The organism is Streptomyces sp. NBC_01006 (assembly GCF_045162725.1).
In the GTDB taxonomy this organism is placed as follows: Bacteria; Actinomycetota; Actinomycetes; order Streptomycetales; family Streptomycetaceae; genus Streptomyces.
Genome location: NZ_CP108700.1, coordinates 3,533,982 through 3,553,947, shown reverse-complemented (window position 1 = coordinate 3,553,947; position 19,966 = coordinate 3,533,982). Strand labels below are relative to the sequence as shown.

The following is a 19,966-nucleotide window of genomic DNA, read 5'->3' as shown; positions in this document are numbered from 1 at the left end:
CGGAAGGGGCTGCGGGGCCTTACGAAAAGCGGACGAGATCAGAGATCAGGCAGCCGACGTGGAGCTGGAGCTGGAGCCGGTGCTCGTGCTCGACGTCGAGGACGACGACGAAGCGGCCGGGGCGGCGGCGGGCGTCGACGGCTTCGAGGCGGCAGGGCTGCTGCTCGACGAAGCGCCGCGGCTGTCGTTCCGGTAGAAACCGGAACCCTTGAAGACGATGCCGACCGCGGAGAACACCTTCTTCAGGCGTCCGTGGCAGTTCGGGCACTCGGTCAGTGCGTCATCGGTGAACTTCTGCACGGCCTCAAGGCCCTCACCGCACTCGGTGCACTGGTACTGGTAGGTCGGCACGAATTTCCTCCTGGCACTCTGACTCGATGAGTGCTAACGACGTTCCATGGTGACGTATTCCGGCCGATCAGTCCACCGTCACCGGCACGCGGTGACCGACACCACGCTCGTTCACCCGCGCAGCAGGGACCTCCGGAGCAGCGGCGGCAGGCGATGCCGCCGACGAGTTGATGATCCGGCTCGGGGCCTTCGGGGCCAGGCTCGACCGCAGCGCGAGCAGGGTCGCCAGCGCCAGCACGGTGCCCGCCATGGGCACCAGGAAGCCGTACGAGGACCCGTGCGCGTCCGTCAGGCGGCCGGCCAGGGTCACGGCGGTGGCCTGACCGAAGGCGACGGCGCCGGTCAGCCAGGTGAAGGCCTCGGTCCGGGCGTTCGCCGGGATCAGGGACTCGATCATCGTGTAGCCGGTGATCAGGGCCGGGGCGATGAACAGGCCGACGACCAGGCCGAGCGCGCCCAGCAGGATCATCGAGTGCGCGGTCCACAGGACCGAGGCGGCCACGGTGAGGCCGGCGTAGCCGAGCAGCAGCCGGCGGCGCGGGCCGATCTTCCAGGCGATGGCGCCGCAGGCGATGCCCGCGGTCATGTTGCCGGCCGCGAAGACGCCGTACAGCAGGCCGTTCGCGCCCGGGTTGCCGATCTCGTTCGAGAAGGCGGCCAGCGACACCTGCATGCCGCCGAAGACGGCGCCGATGCCCAGGAAGGCCACGATCAGGACGCGCAGGCCCGGGAAGGACAGCGCGGAGGCGTGCTTCTCGCCCCCGGCCGGGGCGGCGTGCGCCTTCGGCTGGGTGGCGCGCTGGGCGGCGAAGACCAGACCGCCGGCCAGCGTGAGCGCGGCCTCGGTGATCAGGCCGGCGGCCGGGTGGACGCCGGTGCACAGCGCGGTGGCCAGCACCGGGCCGACGACGAAGGTGAACTCGTCGGTGACGGACTCGAACGCGGCGGCCGTCGGCAGCAGCGGGGAGCCTTCGAGCTTGGCGGCCCAGCGGGCCCGGACCATCGGTCCGACCTGCGGGACGGAGGCGCCGGCCGGGACGGCGGCCAGGGCCAGCGCCCACACCGGAGCGCCCAGCAGCGCGAGCGCCACGAGGGTGCTGACGGCGGCGGAGTGCATGAGGACGACGGGGACCAGGACGGCGCTCTGGCCGCGGCGGTCGGTGAGCTTGCCCATCACCGGGGCGGACAGCGCCATCGAGACGCCGGTGACGGCGGCGACGATGCCGGCGCTGCCGTAGGAACCGCTGGTGTGCTGGACGAGGAGCAGGATGCTGATGGTCAGCATCCCGAAGGGGAGTCGTGCGGCGAATCCCGGGAGGACGAAGCCGATGGCGCCGGGCGTGCGCAGGAGCTGCCCGTAACCGGGGCGGGCGGACTTGTCGGTCGTGACCGCGGATGTCACGGCCTGGCCTTTCCGCTGCCTGGTAGAGCGTCCCCGTCTGCGGACGGTGTGCCGCCTCGTGAGCGACCGCACCCGTACATGTGGGAGCCCCGAGAGCTGTCCTCTTGCGCAGAACCGAGTGATACCTGGGCGCCCACTGCGGGAGGGAGCCACGGCCGCTTTGCGGTCGCGCCAGCTCTGCGTCAGGCAGAGTTGGTTCGATGTGGTGTGCCTTTATCGTACAGGCAGACCGGGTATGTGTCCTGTGATTCCGGCGACATCCGGTGTCTTCACCTGCGATTAACTGGAAGTTCGCATTCCGGGGCCCATGGAAGCGGGGTGAAACGGCCCGCAAACCCCGAAAACACAGAATTAGAACGACACTCTAACGCTCTGTTGAAGTCGGGTGCGGGCCGCGAAGGCGCTGTTCAGCCCCCGTTCGAGCCCGTCCCGAGCCATCCGGCCAGCTTGCCGCCCCGCGCCACCGCCCGCAGCCGGGCCTCCGCCGCGTCCCGTACCGGATCCGTGGCCACCACCAGCAGCTCGTCCCCGCGCCGCAGCACCGTCGACGGCAGCGGTACGAAGCTCTTCGCGTCCCGGACCACCAGCGTCACCGACGCCCCCGGCGGCAGCCGCAGCTCGCTCACCTCGACGCCGTGCATCCGCGAGGCCTCCGGGATGGCGAAGGACAGCAGGTGTCCGCGCAGCTTCTCCAGCGGCGCCGACTCGATCCCCAGATCGGCGGCGCCCGCGTCGGAGTCGCCGAGCTCCAGCTTGCGCGCGAGCCAGGGCAGGGTCGGCCCCTGGACCAGGGTGTAGACGACGACCAGCACGAAGACGATGTTGAAGACGCGGTCGCTGCCCTCGATCCCGGTCACCATCGGGATGGTCGCCAGGATGATGGGCACGGCGCCGCGCAGCCCCGCCCACGACATCAGGGCCTGCTCCTGCCAGGGCAGCCGGAACGGCAGCAGGCTGACGAAGACCTCCAGTGGCCGCGCCACCATGGTCAGCACCAGCCCGATGATCACGGCGGGCCAGAAGTCCTGGGCCAGCTCGTGCGGGGTGACCAGGAGCCCGAGCAGGACGAACATGCCGATCTGGGCGATCCAGCCGAGCCCGTCCGCGAATCCCCGGGTCGCCGGCCAGTGCGGGAGCTTCGCGTTCCCCAGCACCATCGCGGCCAGGTACACGGCGAGGAAGCCGGAGCCGTGCGCCATCGCGCCGGCCGCGTACGCCGTCACCGCGATCGCCATCACGGCGATCGGGTAGAGGCCGGAGGCGGGCAGGGCCACGTGCCGCAGGCCGTACGCCCCCAGGAAGCCGACCGACAGGCCGATCGCGACGCCGATCGCCAGCTCAAGGGCGATCTTGCCGATCAGGACGTACCACGGGTCCACCGGGCCGACCGTCGCGAAGGCGACGACCAGGATGACGACGGGGGCGTCGTTGAAGCCCGACTCGGCCTCCAGCACACCCGTGATCCGGGAGGGCAGCGGCACCTTGCGCAGGACGGAGAAGACGGCCGCGGCGTCGGTCGAGGAGACGACCGCGCCGATCAGCAGCGCCTGCCGCCAGTCCAGTCCGACCAGGTAGTGCGCGCCCGCGGCCGTGACGCCGACGCTGATCGCGACGCCGACCAGCGACAGCACGATCGCGGCCGGCAGGGCCGGTTTGATCTGTTTCCACTTGGTGCCCAGACCGCCCTCGGCGAGGATCACGACGAGCGCGGCGTAGCCGATGACCTGGGTCAGCTCGGCATTGTCGAAAACGACGTTGCCTATGCCGTCCTGGCCTATCGCTATGCCTATGCCGAGGTAGATGAGCAGGCTGGGGAGGCCGCTGCGTGAAGAGATGCGTACCGCCGCGACGGCGACGAGCAGCACGAGCGAGCAGACCAGCAGGAGCTCATTGAGCGTGTGGACGGTCAGCGGGCGGCCCTTTCCTCAAGTCGCCCGGCGGAACGTTCCTCCAGGCGACAAGTCCGGCAAGATCGGCAGGTACTTCGTTACCTTACCTAATATTTGACGCGCCCTTTACGCGATAACCACATTGTGAAACCCCTGCTCGGCCCTGTCCTCGTCACCTCGACCCCTGGCGGATCAACGGACCCGGTCCTGCGCCTATGGTTGCTCCCAGCACTCCCAGGACCACCCTGCCCCTCTAAGGACAGCGATGCCCGCCAACGAAACCGCTCCTCCCGCCAAGAAGAGGGGACGACGCGCCCGTCTGATCGTGCTCGTGCTGGTCCTGGCTCTCCTCACGGGCTTCGGCTACGGGACGTACTGGGGCATGGACAACGTCCGCGCCTCGTTCCCCCAGGCCACCGGCACCCTCAAGGTCCCCGGCCTGACCGGCACCGTCGAGGTCAAGCGCGACTCCCACGGGATTCCCCAGCTCTACGCCGACAACGACGACGACCTCTTCCGCGCGCAGGGCTTCGTCCACGCCCAGGACCGCTTCTGGGAGATGGACGTCCGCCGTCACATGACCTCCGGCCGGCTCTCCGAGATGTTCGGGCCCGACCAGGTCGAGACCGACGCCTTCCTGCGCACGCTCGGCTGGCGCCAGGTCGCGCAGGCGGAGTACGAAAAGAAGCTCTCGCCCGAGACGAAGAAGTACCTCCAGGCCTACGCCGACGGGGTCAACGCGTACCTGAAGGGGAAGTCCGGCAAGGACCTCTCCGTCGAGCACTCCACCCTCAAGCTCAGTGACGACTACCAGCCCGAGCAGTGGACGCCGGTGGACTCGGTGGCCTGGCTCAAGGCGATGGCCTGGGACCTGCGCGGCAACATGCAGGACGAGATCGACCGCGCGCTGATGTCCAACAAGCTCACGCAGGCGCAGATCGACGAGCTGTACCCGCCGTACCCCTTCGACCGCAACAAGCCGATCGTGGACGCGGGCAAGATCGACGGCGGAAAGTACGCCCCCCAGGGCGCGGCCGCGGGCTCCACGGGCACCGGCTCGGGATCCGGCAAGGGCTCCGGCGGCTCCGCCGCCACCGGCTCGCAGGCCTCGACCGGCGCGCAGGGCTCCACCGCCCCCGCCAACCCCACCGGCCTCGCGGACGACACCACCGCCCAGGGCGCCAGCGTGGGCCTGCGCAACTCGCTGACCTCCCTCGCCAAGACCCTGGACAAGGTCCCCGCGATCCTCGGCCCCAACGGCAGCGGCATCGGTTCGAACTCCTGGGTCGTCTCCGGCCAGTACACGACCACCGGCAAGCCGCTGCTCGCGAACGACCCGCACCTGTCCCCGCAGCTGCCCTCGGTCTGGTACCAGATGGGCCTGCACTGCCGCACGGTCTCCAACCAGTGCAAGTACGACGTCGCCGGCTACACCTTCTCCGGCATGCCGGGCGTGGTCATCGGCCACAACGCCGACATCGCCTGGGGCATGACCAACCTCGGCGCCGACGTCACCGACCTCTACCTGGAGCAGGTCAAGCCCGAGGGCTACGTCTACGACAACAGGGTGGTCCCCTTCACGACCCGTGAAGAGGTCATCAAGATCGCGGGCGGCAAGAGCAAGAAGATCACCGTCCGCACCACCAACAACGGCCCGCTGATCTCCGACCGCAGCGACGAGCTCGGCACGGTCGGCAGCCGCGCCCCCGTCTCCAGCTCGGCCCCCGACCGCGGCAACGGCTACGCCGTCGCCCTGCGCTGGACCGCCCTGGACCCCGGCAAGTCGATGGACGCGGTCTTCGCGCTCGACCGGGCCAAGGACTTCGCGGGCTTCCGCGCCGCCGCCCGCGACTTCGAGGTGCCGTCGCAGAACCTGATCTACGCCGACAACAAGGGCCCCGCGGGCAACATCGGCTACCAGGCCCCGGGCCGCATCCCGATCCGCGGCGCCGGCGACGGCCGCATGCCGGCCCCGGGCTGGGACTCGAAGTACGCCTGGAAGGGCGGGAATGACGGCAACGCGGGCTACATCCCGCAGGACGAGATGCCGTACGACTACAACCCGGCGCGCGGCTACATCGTCACCGCGAACCAGGCGGTCGTGGAGAGCGGGACCGGCGCGGGCAAGTACCCGTACGTCCTGACCACCGACTGGGGCTACGGGGCCCGCAGCCAGCGGATCAACGACCTCATCGAGGCGAAGACCAAGGACAACGGCAAGATCTCCACCGACGACATGCGCACCATGCAGATGGACAACAGCAGCGAGATCGCCGCGCTGCTCACCCCGATGCTGGCCAAGATCGAGGTCTCGGACCCCGACGTGCGCTCCGCGCAGAAGCTGCTGGAGGGCTGGAACTACACGCAGGAGCCCGACTCGGCGGCGGCCGCGTACTTCAACGCGGTCTGGCGCAACATCCTCAAGCTGTCCTTCGGCGACAAGATGCCGAAGGAGCTGCGGATCGAGGGCAGCTGCATGAACGTCCAGGAGGAGAGCAGCGGTCCGGTCGACGACCTGGCCAAGACGGTCCGCGAGTGCGGTGCGCGCGACGCCGACTCTGCGCAGCCGGACGGCGGCGACCGCTGGTTCGAGGTGGTCCGCCGCCTGGTCAAGGACGAGAAGTCGGCGTGGTGGCAGACGCCGGCCGCCCGCAACCAGCCGGCGACCGCCACCCGCGACCAGCTGTTCGCGCGGGCCATGAAGGACGCCCGCTGGGAGCTGACCGCCAAGCTCGGCAAGGACCAGTCCACCTGGACTTGGGGGCGCCTGCACCAGCTGACGCTGAAGAACCAGACCATCGGCACCGGTGGCCCGGGCTTCATGCAGTGGCTCCTCAACCGCGGCCCGTGGAACCTGGGCGGCGGCGAGGCCACCGTGAACGCGACCGGCTGGAACGCCTCCAGCGGGTACGGGGTCACCTGGGTCCCGTCGATGCGGATGGTCGTGAACCTCAACGACCTGGACAAGTCGCGCTGGATCAACCTGACCGGCGCCTCGGGCCACGCGTACCACGACAACTACACGGACCAGACGACGATGTGGGCCAAGGGCGAGCTGCTGGACTGGCCGTTCGGCAAGGAGGCCGTGGACAAGGCGACGACGGAGACGTTGACGCTCAAGCCGTGAATCTGACCACCCCCGACGGGGTGGCCACCGCCTGAACGGGGTGGTCGTGCGGTTCCTCCGGGACCCGCGCGACCACCTCTTCGTCGTAGAGGAGCACGACCAGCGCGGGATGCGCCCCGGCGCGCGCCAGGCGCGCCAGCACCCGGTCGTACGAGCCCCCGCCGCGCCCCAGGCGCATCCCGCGCCCGTCGACGGCCAGCCCGGGCAGCAGGACGGCGTCGGCGCCGGTGACCGCGTCCGGCCCGAGCCGGGGCCCGGACGGCTCCAGCAGCCGCATCTTCCCGGGGTGGGCGGCCTCGGCCAGGCTGCCGGGGCCCTCGTACGCGGCCCAGTCGAGGTCGTTGTCGGGCAGCAGGACGGGCAGCAGCACCCGCTTCCCGGCGGCGCGCAGGGCGTCCAGCAGATCGCGGGTGCCGGGTTCGGATCCGACGGAGACGTACGCCGCCACCGTCCGGGCATCGGCCAGCTCGGGCAGTTCACAGGCGGAGCGGGAGAGCGCGCGGGCCGACGTACGCAAGGAACCGGGGGACAGGGCCCGGCGGGCGGCGAGGAGTTCCCGGCGCAGCCGGGCCTTTTCGGACGAGTGGGGCGGGTTCTCTACCACAGCTGACTCTGATTTCCTTTCAAATCGGGGCAATGCCGGATCTATTTACCGGAATCAAACCCGAAGTGGTCTGCGCGACCCACTATCGTTCTGCCCATGACTCAGTTGCACCCTGTGATCAAGAAGGCCGTGATCCCGGCCGCAGGTCTCGGCACCCGCTTCCTTCCGGCGACCAAGGCGACGCCCAAGGAAATGCTCCCGGTCGTGGACAAGCCGGCCATCCAGTACGTGGTCGAGGAGGCCGTGTCGGCCGGCCTGGACGACGTCCTGATGATCACAGGACGTAACAAGCGCGCACTCGAAGACCACTTCGACCGCAACTACGAGCTGGAATCGGCCCTCATCGCCAAGGGCGACGACGACCGGCTCAAGAAGGTCCAGGAGTCCAGCGACCTGGCCACCATGCACTACGTCCGCCAGGGCGACCCGCGCGGCCTCGGCCACGCCGTCCTGTGCGCCGAGCCGCACGTCGGCGACGAGCCCTTCGCCGTCCTCCTCGGCGACGACCTGATCGACCCGCGCGACCCGCTGCTGCGCCAGATGACCGACGTCCACGCCCGCAGCGGGGGCACGGTCATCGCCCTCATGGAGGTCGACCCCGCCAACGTCCACCTGTACGGCTGCGCAGCCGTCGAGGCCACGGACGACGAGGACGTCGTCAGGATCACCGGGCTCGTCGAGAAGCCCGACCCGCAGGACGCGCCCAGCAATTACGCGGTCATCGGTCGGTACGTCCTCGACCCCGCGATCTTCGACATACTGCGGGAGACCGAGCCGGGCCGCGGCGGGGAGATCCAGCTCACCGACGGCCTGCAGAAGCTGGCCGCCGACGAGACCGTGGGCGGCCCGGTGCACGGCGTGGTCTTCCGGGGCCGCCGCTACGACACCGGGGACCGCGGGGACTACCTGCGGGCCATCGTCCGCCTCGCGTGCGAGCGTGAGGACCTGGGCCCGGAGTTCCGCACCTGGCTTCACCGTTACGTCACGGAGGAGATGTAGGACCTTGAGCAGCCGCGCACCGCAGGACTCCGGCCGGGCCGCCCAGCGCCTGTGGTCGGTCGACGAGCACCTCGCGGACGTCCTCGCCGCGATCCGGCCGCTGGAGCCCATCGAGCTCCAGCTGCTCGACGCCCAGGGCTGTGTCCTGGTCGAGGACGTCACCGTGCCCGTCGCCCTCCCGCCCTTCGACAACAGCTCCATGGACGGGTACGCCGTCCGCACGGCCGATGTCCAGGGCGCGAGCGAGGAGTTCCCCGCGGTGCTGACGGTGATCGGGGACGTGGCGGCGGGCAGCGGTGAGCTGCCCACCGTCGGCCCCGGCCAGGCCGCCCGCATCATGACCGGCGCCCCGCTGCCCCCGGGCGCGGAAGCCGTCGTACCGGTCGAGTGGACCGACGGCGGTACGGGCGGCGGCGCGGCCGCCGGCATGACCCCGGCCAGCGCGGCCCCCGAGGGCGCCGGCGGCGAGGTGCGGGTGCACCGGGCCGCCGAGGCGCGGGCCCACGTCCGCGCGCGCGGCAGCGACGTCCAGGCCGGGGACCTCGCGCTGGCCGCGGGCACGGTGCTCGGGCCGCCGCAGATCGCGCTGCTCGCCGCCATCGGGCGGGGCACCGTACGGGTGCGGCCACGCCCGCGCGTGGTCGTGCTGTCCACCGGAAGCGAGCTGGTCCAGCCGGGCGAGTCGCTGGCCGCGGGGACGATCTACGACTCGAACAGCTTCGCGCTGGCCGCGGCCGCGCGCGACGCCGGGGCGATCTCCTACCGGGTCGGGGCCGTGGCCGACGACGCCGAGACCCTGCGCTCCACCATCGAGGACCAGCTGATCCGGGCGGACCTGCTGGTCACCACGGGCGGCGTGAGCGTCGGCGCGTACGACGTGGTCAAGGAGGCGCTGTCCTCGGTGGGCGCTACCGACGAGGAGGCAGACGGCGGGCGGATGGACTTCCGCAAGCTCGCGATGCAGCCCGGCAAGCCGCAGGGCTTCGGCACGATCGGCCCGGACCACACCCCCCTGCTGGCCCTGCCCGGCAACCCGGTGTCCTCGTACGTCTCCTTCGAACTGTTCGTGCGTCCCGCGATCCGCGCGCTCATGGGCCTGGCGGACGTCAGCCGGCCCAGCGTGCGGGCCGCCCTGAAGGCCGACAAGGCGCTGGGCTCCCCGGCCGGCCGCCGCCAGTTCCTGCGCGGCAAGTACGACGCGGAGAGCGGCACGGTCAGCCCGGTCGGCGGATCGGGCTCCCACCTGATCGCGGCACTGGCCCACGCCGACTCCCTGATGGTCGTACCGGAGGACGTCACCTCGGTGGAGCCGGGGGCCGAGCTCGAAGTGGTCCTGCTCGGCTGAAGTACGGCCGGTGCGGGTAGCGTGTTGCACCACACAGGCCCTTGCGGGGCCCGGAGCGGGAGCGGCACGAACCTATGGCAGCGTTTTCCCGGGGGGAGACCCCCGGACCCCCTGAGCACAGCAGGCTGACGCACATCGACGAGGCCGGCGCGGCCCGGATGGTGGACGTCTCGGAGAAGGACGTCACGACGCGGACCGCACGGGCCAGCGGGCGCGTGCTCGTCTCCGCGCGGGTGATCGAGCTGCTGCGCGGCGAGGGCGTGCCGAAGGGCGACGCCCTCGCCACCGCGCGCATCGCCGGGATCATGGGCGCGAAGAAGACCCCCGACCTGATCCCGCTCTGCCACCCGCTCGCCGTGTCCGGCGTGAAGGTGGACCTGTCGGTCGCCGACGACGCCGTCGAGATCCTCGCCACCGTCAGGACGACCGACCGTACGGGCGTCGAGATGGAGGCGCTGACGGCCGTCGCGGTCGCCGGGCTCACCGTGATCGACATGGTGAAGGCCGTCGACAAGGGCGCCGTCATCACGGACGTCCGGGTGGAGGAGAAGACCGGCGGGAAGTCCGGCGACTGGACGCGCGCGTGAACGCCCCGCGCGGCGGAGACGCCTTCAGCCACGTGCCCGTACCGGCCGGGGGCGGGGCAGTCGCGGCCGCGGGACCGGATGCGGCGGGCGGGGTGCGGGAGCCCGAGCGCGCCCCGCGCGGGCTCGTGGTCACCGCCTCGAACCGTGCCTCGGCGGGCGTGTACGCCGACCGGGGCGGGCCGTTGCTGGCCGAGGGGCTGGAGAAGCTCGGCTTCGCGGTGGACGGCCCACGGGTCGTCCCCGACGGGGATCCGGTCGAGCGGGCGCTGCGCGAGGGCGTGGCCGCCGGGTACGACGTCATCCTGACCACCGGCGGTACCGGCATCTCGCCGACCGACCGCACCCCGGACGCCACGGCGCGGGTGCTGGACTACGAGATCCCGGGCATCCCGCAGGCCATCCGCGCCGAGGGCCTGGCGAAGGTACCGACCGCGGCCCTGTCCCGGGGGCTGGCGGGCGTGGCCGGGCGCACCCTGATCGTGAACCTGCCGGGCTCGACGGGCGGGGTGCGCGACGGCCTGGCCGTCCTGGCCCGGATCCTGCCGCACGCCGTGGACCAGATCCGGGGCGGCGACCACCCCAGACCGGCGCAGCCCTACGGGAGCGCGAGCTGAACGGACCCTCCTGGCCGGTGGTGCTCAGCGACGGCGACGTCACGCTCCGGCCGATAAAACTGCGGGACCAGGGCGCCTGGCGCGAGGTCAACCGGCGCAACCGCGACTGGCTCCGGCCGTGGGAGGCGACGATTCCGCCGCCCGCGCCCTGGGGGCCGGTGATCCACCGCCCGACGTACCGCCAGATGGTCCGCCATCTGCGGGCCGAGGCGAACGCGGGGCGGATGCTGCCCTTCGTCATCGAGTACCAGGGGCGGCTGGTCGGCCAGCTGACGGTCGCCGGGATCACCTGGGGCTCGATGTGCGCGGGCCACGTCGGCTACTGGGTCGACCACGAGGTGGCGGGCCGGGGCGTGATGCCGACGGCGGTCGCGCTCGCCGTGGACCACTGCTTCACGAAGGTCGGGCTCCACCGGATCGAGGTGTGCATCCGCCCGGAGAACGGGCCGAGCCGGCGGGTCGTGGAGAAGCTGGGCTTCCGCGAGGAGGGGCTGCGGCCCCGCTACCTCCACATCGACGGCGCGTGGCGCGACCACCTCGTGTACGCGCTGACGGCGGAGGAGGTCCCGGAGGGGCTGCTGCGCCGCTGGCACCGGGCTCGCGCATAAACGAATATCTGTTCGAATTATCGGGGGGCGGAACCGATTCGCCCATAACCTGATCCGAAGAATCACAAAAAAAGTCCGTGATATCAGCCGGTTCGCGCGACACACCGGCCCAATTGGCGGATCCGCCCGGCCGCGCCCCTCTACGGTGTGAGGTGTGAGCAGCAGCGGCCTCATCTACGCAGTCATTGTCGGGGCCTGGGCCGCCTACTTGGTGCCCATGTGGCTCCGGAGGCAGGACGAGCTGAACGAAGCCCGTCCGACGGAACGCTTCTCCACTGCCATTCGGCTGCTTTCCGGCCGGGCGGGAATGGAGCGCCGTTACGCCAAGGGGCTGCGTGAACGCGGCGACCAAGAGGCCGGTCCCCAGCACCGCGCGGACCCGGACGCCGCGACGGAAACGGTGAATTCCGTGGACGCCGACGCCCGGGCCGTCGCCGTACCCCCGACCAGGGCGGAGCCGAGGTCGGCCGTCGCGGAGCGGCACCGGCGCGAGCAGCGCCTCCAGGTGCTCGCGCGCCGCCGGCGCACCACCGCGCTCCTCTTCCTGATCTTCACGCTCGGCGCGATCGTCGCCGCGGTCGGCGGCCTGGGCTACCTCTGGGCGCCCGCCGTGCCCGCCCTGCTGCTGAGCGCGTACATCGTGCACCTGCGGGTCCAGGAGCGGCGCCGCTACGAGTTCACGATGGACCGGCGGCGCGCCGAGGCCGCCGCCCGGCAGCTGCGCGAGAACCGTCCGCGCCGCCGCGAGCCCGAGGCGGCCGCGGGATCCGAACCGGACCCCGCGCCACCGGTCTCCCCGCAGGAGGCCGGACGGCGCGCGCTGGTCGAGCAGACCGACCACGCCGAGTGGGTGGACCAGCAGCGCGAGCGCGAACGCGGCCCCGCCCGCGGTGACAGCTGGGAGCCGGTCCCGGTCCCGCTGCCGACGTACGTGACGGCCCCGGTCGCCCCGCGCGCCACCGGCCCGGTGACCCCGGACGCCTGGAGCGCGACCCGCTCCAGCACGGCCGAGCCGACGGACCCCCGGCTGCGGGCCCAGCCCTCGCCGGCCGCGAAGCCCGAGGCGAAGCCGGACCAGAAGCCGCACCCCAACGCCCGCCCCCGCGGCCAGGGCCGCGGCCGCACGCCGCTGTTCGACCAGTACGAGAGCGACGAGCGCCCCCGCGCCGCGAACGAGTGACCGGACCTGCGCGGACGCTCCCCGGTATCGGTTTTGGAGCACCAGCGCGGGGATGCTAATGTTTCACACGTCGCAAGGGCCTGTGGCGCAGTCTGGTAGCGCACCTCGTTCGCATCGAGGGGGTCTGGGGTTCAAATCCCCACAGGTCCACAAACGACAGTTTCCGAGTAGCTCTCGGAAACGTCCCGAGATCCCGTCCGGTCGAAAGACCGGGCGGGATCTCGGCGTTTGCGGGGTGTTTGCGGGGCGCGCCCCGGGCAGGGCCCGAACGGGCCCTGCCCGGCAGCCGGTTGATCAGCCGGCCGCCCGGTCCAGCAGGGGGGCCGCCCAGGCCGGGAGGGCGGACGGCGACGGGCGGGCCGGGCGCGGGTCCGTCGTGATGCCGATGCCGCCCGCCGGATCGCCGTACGTGAAGCTCGCCGACCACCACAGCCAGGAGCGGACGAACAGGTTGGCGCTCCACGCCAGGGCGAGGGCACCGTGCTGGGCCGGGGTCTCGTACCAATAGCTGGTCAGCACCACGGCGCGGGAGACCGCCTCGTCCGTGTCGGCCGGACGGGAATCGGCGGACAGCCCGGCCGCCAGTACGGACGCGGTGAACCGGTTGTCCGTGAGCAGCCCGCCGGCGTCGCGGACGACGGCGTCCACGAGGTCCGGCGGGAGGGCCAGGGCGTACCGCTCCAGCCGGGCCGGCAGTTCGGACAGCGCCGGATCGGCGGCCGTCTCCGGCCCCGGGACCACCCGCAGGTCGCTCAGCAGCCGGGCGTCCGCCGCCCCGGCGGCCAGCGCGTGCACGTAGGCGAGCGCGCGCAGGGTCTGCCAGCGGCACAGGGTGTCCAGCTGGGCGATCCGCGAGGCGCGGAAGGCCAGCCGCACCGGCCAGTCGGCCGCCCGGACCTCCTGCCCGAGCGCCCGCAGCTCCGCGGGCACCGGGGCGGGGAAGACCAGGCTCTGACCGGGGTCGTAGGACGGCTTCGAGCGGTAGCCCGGCCACTGCTGCGCCCCGGTGGGGTCTTCGCTACTCATTGACCTCATCCGGTTTCGGGGTTCGCCACTTCGCCGCGTCCTTGCCGTCTCGCGGAGTGATGTAGTTCGAGATGTCCTTCTCCTCGACGTGGTAGGCGTGGATCATATGGTCCTGGCGGATGATCACCACCGGGTTGCCGTCCCCGTCCCTGAGGCCGCGGTCGATGATGATCCGGGCCCCCGACGCATCGTCCACGTAGTTGGCCGGCGCGCTCAGCTGGCCCTTCAGGTACTTCTCCAGCTTCGCCTCGTCACCCCCGATGCCCGACAGGTAGTGGTTCTCCTTGCCGCTCTCCGCCTCGTTGAGCTGGTGGTCGACGCCCTGCGCCGTCCGGGTGCTGTCCGAGTAGGGAGCCAGCCCGAACGGGTCGCACCACTGGTGCGGGTTCGAGACGTACGCCGAAGGGTTCTGCGCCGGCGCGAGGCCCAGCGGGTCGGGGCTCAGGTAGCGGGCGGTCTCGGGGTCGTACGTACGGAAGTAGTTGTAGTGCAGACCTGATTCGGGGTCGAAGTACTGGCCGGGGAAACGCAGCGGGGTGTAGGCGGTGGCGTCCCGGTTCCAGGCCGTGGACCCCCACAGGGTCGACCGGCTGCGCCAGGCCAGCCCGCCCCGCTCGTCGACGAGTTCGGTGGGCGTGCCCACCAGGTCGGTGACGATGGCGTAGAACCGTTCGTCCACCACCTCTTGGGCGGCCGTCAGGATCCGTTCCGTCTGCGCCAGCGGCTGCAGGCCCCGGTGGTCCCAGGTCACGGTGACCTCGTGGGCGCCGTCCGCCGTGGTGGTGGCCTGCTCGCACAGTACGTTCCCGTCCCAGGTGAAGACCGTGCGCTCGGCCACCCCCAGGCCGTCGACCGTCATCCGCTCCTTCGCCGTGCGCCGGCCCAGCGCGTCGTAGGTGTACCGCCAGCGGGTCCCGTCGGGGGTGGTCACGGCCGTGATGCGGTCGTCGGCGTCCCACTCGTACCGCCAGGTGTCGGGCTTGCGTGAGAGCCGGGCTTTGCGGCGCAGCACCACCCGGCCCAGGGCGTCGTACTCGTGGCGGACCCGGCCCGCGGTGATCAGCCGGGTGCCCTCGTAGGAGCGGGGGCCGGTGGCGTCCTGGCCGCCGGGGTGGGAGCCGGGCCAGGAGGCGGAGGACTGGTTGCCCGCCTCGTCGTAGGCGTAGCGCTCGGTCCAGTTCTCCGCCCGCACCGCCGTCACCCGGCCGCGCGGGTCGAGGCCGAAGGTGCGCGGACCGGCCAGCAGGTCGTCGATCGCGGTCAGGACCCCGTCGGCCCGGTAGGTGTACCCGCGGCGCTGGAGGACGCCGCGGCCGGCGCCGGTGAGCAGCTGGTCCGTCAGCCGGCCCGCCCCGTCCCAGGCGTTGCTCAGGGTGACCACGTCGCCGTAGGTACGGGTGAGCTCGCGGCCCGCGGCGTCGTGGGTGAAGCCGATCCGCCGCCCCGCGGTGGTCAGGGCGTCCGGGCGGCCCGTGTCTTCGTACGACCAGGCGGCGGTGGCCCCCGTCGGTGTGGTCCGGCCGGTGCGGCGGCCCGCGGCGTCGTAGGCGTAGGTGAGCCTGCGGCCGTCGACCGTCTCCTCCAGCAGCCGGCCCGTCCGGTCGCGCAGCCGGGTCAGTACGGAGTCCCCGCGCACCGCGACCGCGAGCTGGTCGAAGACGTCGTACTCGTACGTCGTCACCTCGCCGGCGGCGTCCTTGCGGAGGGCCTGGCCCAGCGCGTTGCGCTCGTACGCGATCGTCTGCCCGAGCCCGTCGCTGCGGCCGATCAGCCGGCCGGCGGCGTCGTACGCGTACCCGAGCGCGCGGCCGTCGAAGTCCGTCTCCGCGACGAGCCGCCCCGCCGCGTCGTACGCGTATTCCCAGGTCAGACCCTGCGGGTTGCGTACTCCCGTGAGCCGCAGCCCGGCGTCGTACGTGTATTCGTGGCGCGTGCCGTCGGCGTCGGTACGGGCGGTGAGCACGTCGAAGTGGCTGTACTCGAAGCGCACCGGCCCGCCGCCCTGACCGTCCGTACGGGTCAGGCAGTTGCCCTCGCCGTCGTAGGTCCAGGAGCGGTGGCCGCCGTCCGGGGTGCTGCGGTGCAGCGGCTTCCCCTCCACCGACCACCGCATGCGCGTGACCGCACCGAGCGGGTCGGTGACCGCGGTCGTGCGTCCGAAGGCGTCGCGCTCGTACGCCGTCGTGCCGCCCTGCCGGTCGGTGACCTCGACGGGCAGCCCGGCCCGGTCGGTGCGGACCCGGGTCACCGCGCCCAGCGCGTCGGTGACCTCGCTGACGTGGCCGCGCTCGTCGTACGCGATGCGGGTGACGGACCCGTCGGGCCGGGTGACCGACGTGCGGTTGCCGCGCTCGTCGAAGGTCTGGCGGGTCACGGTGCCGTCCGGGGCGATCACCTTCACCGGGCGGCCCAGCGCGTTGTACTCCGCTCGCGCCTCCCGGCCGTCCGGGCGGACGACCGAGACGAGCAGGCCCTGGTCGTCGTACGTACTGTGCGTGGTGAGGCCGAGCGGGTCGGTGCTCGACGTCTGGCGGCCCCGGCTGTCGTACGTGTAGCGGGTGACCGCGCCGAGCGGGTCGGTCTCGGCGAGGACGCGGCAGCGCTCGTCGAAGAGGTAGCGGCGGGTGTGGCCGTCGGCGGTGGTCATGCGCGTCACCCGCAGGCCGGTCGTCGTGTCCACCTCGTCGTAGCCGAAGGTGAGGGCGAAGTGGCCCGCCTCGCCGGCCTCCGCGACACAGCGGTCCCGGTCGTCGTACGCGTACTCGTAACGGCTGCCGTTGGTGTCGGTCCAGGAGGTGATGCGGGCACGGTCGTCATAGGCCAGGCGCAGCGGCAGGCCGGAGGAGTTGGTGATCTCGGTCAGGTGGCCGTCGGTGTAGCCGTACGAGAGGACGCGCGGGCCGCCGCCCAGGTGCAGGGCGGTGATCCGCCCGCCGGCGGTCTCGAAGCGCAGGCGGTAGCCGCCGGAGTGGGCGATGCCCAGGGGGGTGCCGTGGGCGTCGTACTCGAAGGCGATCAGGTTGCCGTTGCGGTCCTCCAGCTGGGAGATCGGCGCGATGCCGTTCTCGGCGCCGTCCGCCGGCGGGCCGAAGCGGCGGGTGTGGCCCGTCGCCGGGTCGGTCAGCGTCCAGTCGCCGTCCGGGGTCCGCTCCAGCGGGTGGTGCGGCGCCGACGCGGACAGGGGCAGGACCGGGAGGCCGGGCGCCGGGTGCGGGTAGCCGACGACGAGGCCGTCCTCGGTCACCAGGACGACGCCCTCCGCATCGATCTCCAGGTGCTGGTCGACCGTGGACGACCAGGCCGGACCGAACCACCGGCCCGCCGTGTAGCCGGATTCCGCGCGGCGGGTGAAGACCAGGGGAAGGGCGCCGGGCAGGACCACGTCCGTCTGCGGCAGGAACATCCGGCCGGTGGCGAGGTCGACGGGGTCGGTGTACTTGCTGGGCTTCTCCAGGTCGGGCCGCTCGCCCGGGTGCGGGCCGTGCTCGCCCAGACCGGTGCGGCCCGGGCCCTTCTTGACGTCGTCGAGGTGTTCGAGGTCCCTGACGCCCTTCGCGCCCGCGCCGAGCTCGCCCAGGCCCTTGTCGGCCAGGAGCTGCGGGATCAGCTTGCCGACGCCCTCGGAGGGGTCCTTCATGAACTCGTCGAGCATCTGCTTGCCCGCGCCCCACGGATCGTTGACGGCGGTGACCAGGCCCGCGGCCGTGGAGTTCAGGCTGGTGAGGTACTCGGCGGGGTGGGTGATGTTGTAGATGTCGTACGGGTTCAGCGCGCGGGCGAAGTTGACCATGTCGGCCGTGCCCTTGACGACACCGCCCGCGAGGTGGGTCCGGGCGAGGTCCAGATAGTCCAGGCCGTCGCCGAGCTGCTTGGCGTACGAGGGCTTCGGCGGAGCCGCGTCGCGGGCCGCGCGGACCGCCGTACCGGTCGTCTGCGCGACCTCGTTGCGCTGCTTGCGCGCGCTGTCGAGCTTGTCCTGGGCGGCCGTGGCCATGGCCTTGCCGGGGTCCTGGAACTCCCCGGTCGGCTTCGGCGGCAGCGGGTCCTTCTTCGCCTTGACGGCGTCCTTGTAGCTCTCGATCTGGTCGTTGTGCGCGTTGCGGGCGTCTGTGGAGACCTTTTTGGCCTTCTCGTAGTCCTCCAGGGCCTCCTTGGCCTGGCCCTGTGCCCACTCCACCGTGTCCGAGAACCGGCTCATCGCGTCCGCGGCCTTCCCGAAGGCCTCCGCGGCCTTGAACCACCGCGGCGGCTCCTTGGCCACCTTCTCCCGGAAGGTGTCCGCGGTCTTGCCCTTGAGCCCGTCGGGTTCCGCAATGCCCTTGAGACCGTTGCCGACCAGCGTGAACGAGCGCTCGAAGTCGCTCAGGTGCGAGACCTGCGCCCGGATCTTGGAGACGCTGCCGTAGACCAGCTTCTTCGGGTCGTCGGTCTGGCCGAGCTCCAGCTCGGAGACGTCCGCTCCCAGCTGGTTGGCGGCCGAGCGGCTCTTGTCGCGGATCCAGTCGCCCGCTTCGTCCAGGCCCACCTCGTCGGCGAGTCCGGCCAGCTTGTCGCCGGTCCACTCGATCGCGTCGCCGACGTCCTCGGCGCGGTCCTCGACCCAGTCCTCGACCGGATCGGGTATGAAGTCGCCGATCCCCATCAGCCGTCGCCCCGCTTGCCGTCGGCCTGGTCCAGCAGGTCCTTCAGCGAACCGATCTTCCCGGTGGAGGTCACCGTGTCCTTCGTATCCGACCAGGTCTTCTTGATGTCCTCGGCGCCCTTCTCGAACGACTCGGCGCTGTAGTCGGGCTTGTAGACGTCGGCCGAGAAGATGTCGCCCCAGCCCTTCTGCGCTATCTCCTCGTCGGTGGCGTGCGGGTTGCCGTACGCGGCGTTCACGGCGACCTTGAAGGCGCCCTGGACGTACTGGTCCTCCTCCCACACCGTGCCGGCCGCGATACCGAGGGACTGCGCGAGGGTGCTGGCGTTCTGCACGAGGCTCCGCACGCCCCATTCCCAGCGCTCGCAGAAGTCCTCGAAGTCCTTGGACAGGCCCATGTGGCCCGCTTCCATCCCCGTCATGGCGAGGTCGCTGAAGCCCGCGCCCTGGGAGGCGCCCGCGGCGTCCGAGGATTCGCGCAGCTCCGAGATCGCCGAGCGCAGGCCGTCCTGTACCGCCTTGACCGCGTCGGGGGAGACTTCGAGGTCCCCGTCGCCCGCCATCAGGCGGCTCCCTTGCGGTCGATGTCCACGGCGTAGGCGTCGGGGACGATGCCCGACACCGGCGGGAAGAACATCGAGCCGTCCTCGTCGGCCACGTTGACGGCCACGCCCGCCGGTCCGTCGACCATCGGCACCACGGCGTCGGTGAGACGGGCACCGAGGATCGAGAGGTACTCCCACGGGCGGTCGGCGTCGGCGCGCGCCATCGCGAACCGGGCCAGGGCATCCTCGTCGGTGAAGGCGTAGAACCAGCGGATGCCGCCCATGACGGCCGACATCAGGCCGTCGTGGGATCCGTCGTCGCCCACCGCGATCGGGACGAACAGGGCGGCACGGCGGAACTCGCCCACCAGACGCGCCGGGTCGCCCCCACCCCCACGAATCGCGGCAATCTCTGCGGTCAGTTCCACGACGCACAACCCCCTTCGCGAGATCGGATCTCGCAGAAGGACACGTCCCCCGCCCCCTGACCGGTTCCTCGCGCGGGGCGGGCTCGGGTTACGGCTGGAGCGGCTTGGCCATACAGCGGCTGGAGTCGTAGGTGCGGTAGTGGCCGAACTTTCCGGTGAGGGCGTAGCCCGAGGAGAAGTAGAGGGCTATCGCTTCCGGCTGCTGGTCTCCCGTTTCCAGGACCATGCGGGTGCGGCCGGCCGTGCGGGCATCGGCTTCCAGTTCGGCCAGGATGCGGCGGGCCAGGCCCAGGCCGCGGGCCTCGGGGACGACGTACATGCGCTTGAGCTCGGCGTCGCCGTCCGAGTAGCCCTCGTCGTTCTCTTCCTGGCCGCGCCAGCCGCCGCTGGCTATCGGTGCGCCGGTGGCGTCGTACGCCAGCAGGTACAGGCCGTTCGGCGGGGCGAACATCGCCGGGTCGAGCGGTGTGACATCGCCCTCACCGCCGTAGCGCGCCTGGTATTCGAGCTGGACCTGGTCGTTGAGTTCGAGCGCGTCCGGGTGGTCGTACGGCAGGGCGCGGAGCTGGATCCCGTGAGACATCAGAACATCGTACGGAACGCTCCCGTTATGGTGCGG

At 71.6% G+C, this 19,966-nt stretch carries 16 protein-coding genes and 1 tRNA gene; 8 read left to right on the top strand and 9 right to left on the bottom strand.

Annotated features, from left to right (window positions below; genetic code table 11):
• Positions 1-45: 45 nt before the first annotated feature.
• From OG509_RS16000 to OG509_RS15990, 3 genes are all read right to left on the bottom strand, one after another.
• Complete coding sequence (locus OG509_RS16000; protein ID WP_406183224.1) at positions 46-351, bottom strand: FmdB family zinc ribbon protein; 306 nt, start codon at positions 349-351, stop codon at positions 46-48.
• Positions 352-418: 67 nt separating this feature from the next.
• Entirely contained in the window at positions 419-1,753 is a 1,335-nt protein-coding gene (locus tag OG509_RS15995) for an MFS transporter (RefSeq protein ID WP_406183223.1), read from the bottom strand.
• A gap of 407 nt (positions 1,754-2,160) precedes the next feature.
• On the bottom strand, positions 2,161-3,618 hold the full coding sequence (locus OG509_RS15990) for a potassium/proton antiporter (RefSeq protein ID WP_406183222.1): 1,458 nt from the start codon (positions 3,616-3,618) through the stop codon (positions 2,161-2,163).
• 289 nt (positions 3,619-3,907) lie between these two features.
• Between OG509_RS15990 and OG509_RS15985 the strand changes: the two genes are divergently transcribed.
• Positions 3,908-6,769: a penicillin acylase family protein gene (locus OG509_RS15985; RefSeq protein ID WP_406183221.1), complete on the top strand. Its 2,862-nt coding sequence runs from the start codon at positions 3,908-3,910 to the stop codon at positions 6,767-6,769.
• Here the strand turns inward: OG509_RS15985 and OG509_RS15980 are convergent.
• On the bottom strand, positions 6,759-7,373 hold the full coding sequence (locus tag OG509_RS15980; protein WP_406183220.1) for a 5-formyltetrahydrofolate cyclo-ligase: 615 nt from the start codon (positions 7,371-7,373) through the stop codon (positions 6,759-6,761). The genes OG509_RS15985 and OG509_RS15980 overlap by 11 nt on opposite strands.
• 96 nt (positions 7,374-7,469) lie before the next feature.
• Between OG509_RS15980 and galU the strand changes: the two genes are divergently transcribed.
• The 7 genes from galU (at position 7,470) to OG509_RS15945 (ending at position 12,856) form a co-directional block, all read left to right on the top strand.
• Positions 7,470-8,372 carry a UTP--glucose-1-phosphate uridylyltransferase GalU gene (gene galU / locus OG509_RS15975; RefSeq protein WP_385589401.1) on the top strand — a complete coding sequence of 301 codons (903 nt, stop codon included), beginning with the start codon at positions 7,470-7,472 and terminating at the stop codon, positions 8,370-8,372.
• Between the two features lie 4 nt (positions 8,373-8,376).
• Positions 8,377-9,717 (top strand): gephyrin-like molybdotransferase Glp, encoded by a 1,341-nt coding sequence (gene glp, locus OG509_RS15970; RefSeq protein WP_406183219.1) that lies wholly within the window; start codon positions 8,377-8,379, stop codon positions 9,715-9,717.
• 74 nt (positions 9,718-9,791) lie between these two features.
• Entirely contained in the window at positions 9,792-10,304 is a 513-nt protein-coding gene (moaC, locus tag OG509_RS15965) for a cyclic pyranopterin monophosphate synthase MoaC (RefSeq protein ID WP_387286252.1), read from the top strand.
• A gap of 92 nt (positions 10,305-10,396) precedes the next feature.
• Positions 10,397-10,918, top strand: a complete 522-nt coding sequence (locus OG509_RS15960; RefSeq protein WP_406187595.1) for a molybdenum cofactor biosynthesis protein B — start codon at positions 10,397-10,399, stop codon at positions 10,916-10,918.
• Positions 10,919-10,935: 17 nt separating this feature from the next.
• Positions 10,936-11,526, top strand: coding sequence for a GNAT family N-acetyltransferase (locus OG509_RS15955; RefSeq protein WP_406183218.1), 591 nt, complete (start codon positions 10,936-10,938; stop codon positions 11,524-11,526).
• Between the two features lie 154 nt (positions 11,527-11,680).
• Entirely contained in the window at positions 11,681-12,706 is a 1,026-nt protein-coding gene (locus tag OG509_RS15950) for a hypothetical protein (protein WP_406183217.1), read from the top strand.
• Between the two features lie 76 nt (positions 12,707-12,782).
• Positions 12,783-12,856 (top strand) — tRNA-Ala (locus tag OG509_RS15945).
• A 144-nt stretch (positions 12,857-13,000) separates the two neighbouring features.
• On the opposite strand, the gene OG509_RS15940 is transcribed toward OG509_RS15945, so the two are convergent.
• The 5 genes from OG509_RS15940 to OG509_RS15920 form a co-directional block, all read right to left on the bottom strand.
• Complete coding sequence (locus OG509_RS15940) at positions 13,001-13,732, bottom strand: hypothetical protein (protein ID WP_406183216.1); 732 nt, start codon at positions 13,730-13,732, stop codon at positions 13,001-13,003.
• Positions 13,725-18,374 carry a putative T7SS-secreted protein gene (locus OG509_RS15935; protein ID WP_406183215.1) on the bottom strand — a complete coding sequence of 1,550 codons (4,650 nt, stop codon included), beginning with the start codon at positions 18,372-18,374 and terminating at the stop codon, positions 13,725-13,727. The genes OG509_RS15940 and OG509_RS15935 overlap by 8 nt, the downstream gene beginning before the upstream one ends.
• The gene (locus tag OG509_RS15930) at positions 18,374-18,937 is read right to left on the bottom strand and encodes a hypothetical protein (protein WP_406183214.1); all 564 of its coding nucleotides are present in this window, start codon (positions 18,935-18,937) and stop codon (positions 18,374-18,376) included. Before OG509_RS15930 ends, OG509_RS15935 begins: the two co-directional genes overlap by 1 nt.
• A complete protein-coding gene (locus OG509_RS15925; protein WP_406183213.1) occupies positions 18,937-19,347 on the bottom strand; it encodes an SseB family protein in 411 nt (136 codons plus the stop codon). The genes OG509_RS15930 and OG509_RS15925 overlap by 1 nt, the downstream gene beginning before the upstream one ends.
• Before the next feature lie 88 nt (positions 19,348-19,435).
• The gene (locus tag OG509_RS15920) at positions 19,436-19,930 is read right to left on the bottom strand and encodes a GNAT family N-acetyltransferase (protein WP_406183212.1); all 495 of its coding nucleotides are present in this window, start codon (positions 19,928-19,930) and stop codon (positions 19,436-19,438) included.
• Positions 19,931-19,966 lie beyond the last annotated feature (36 nt).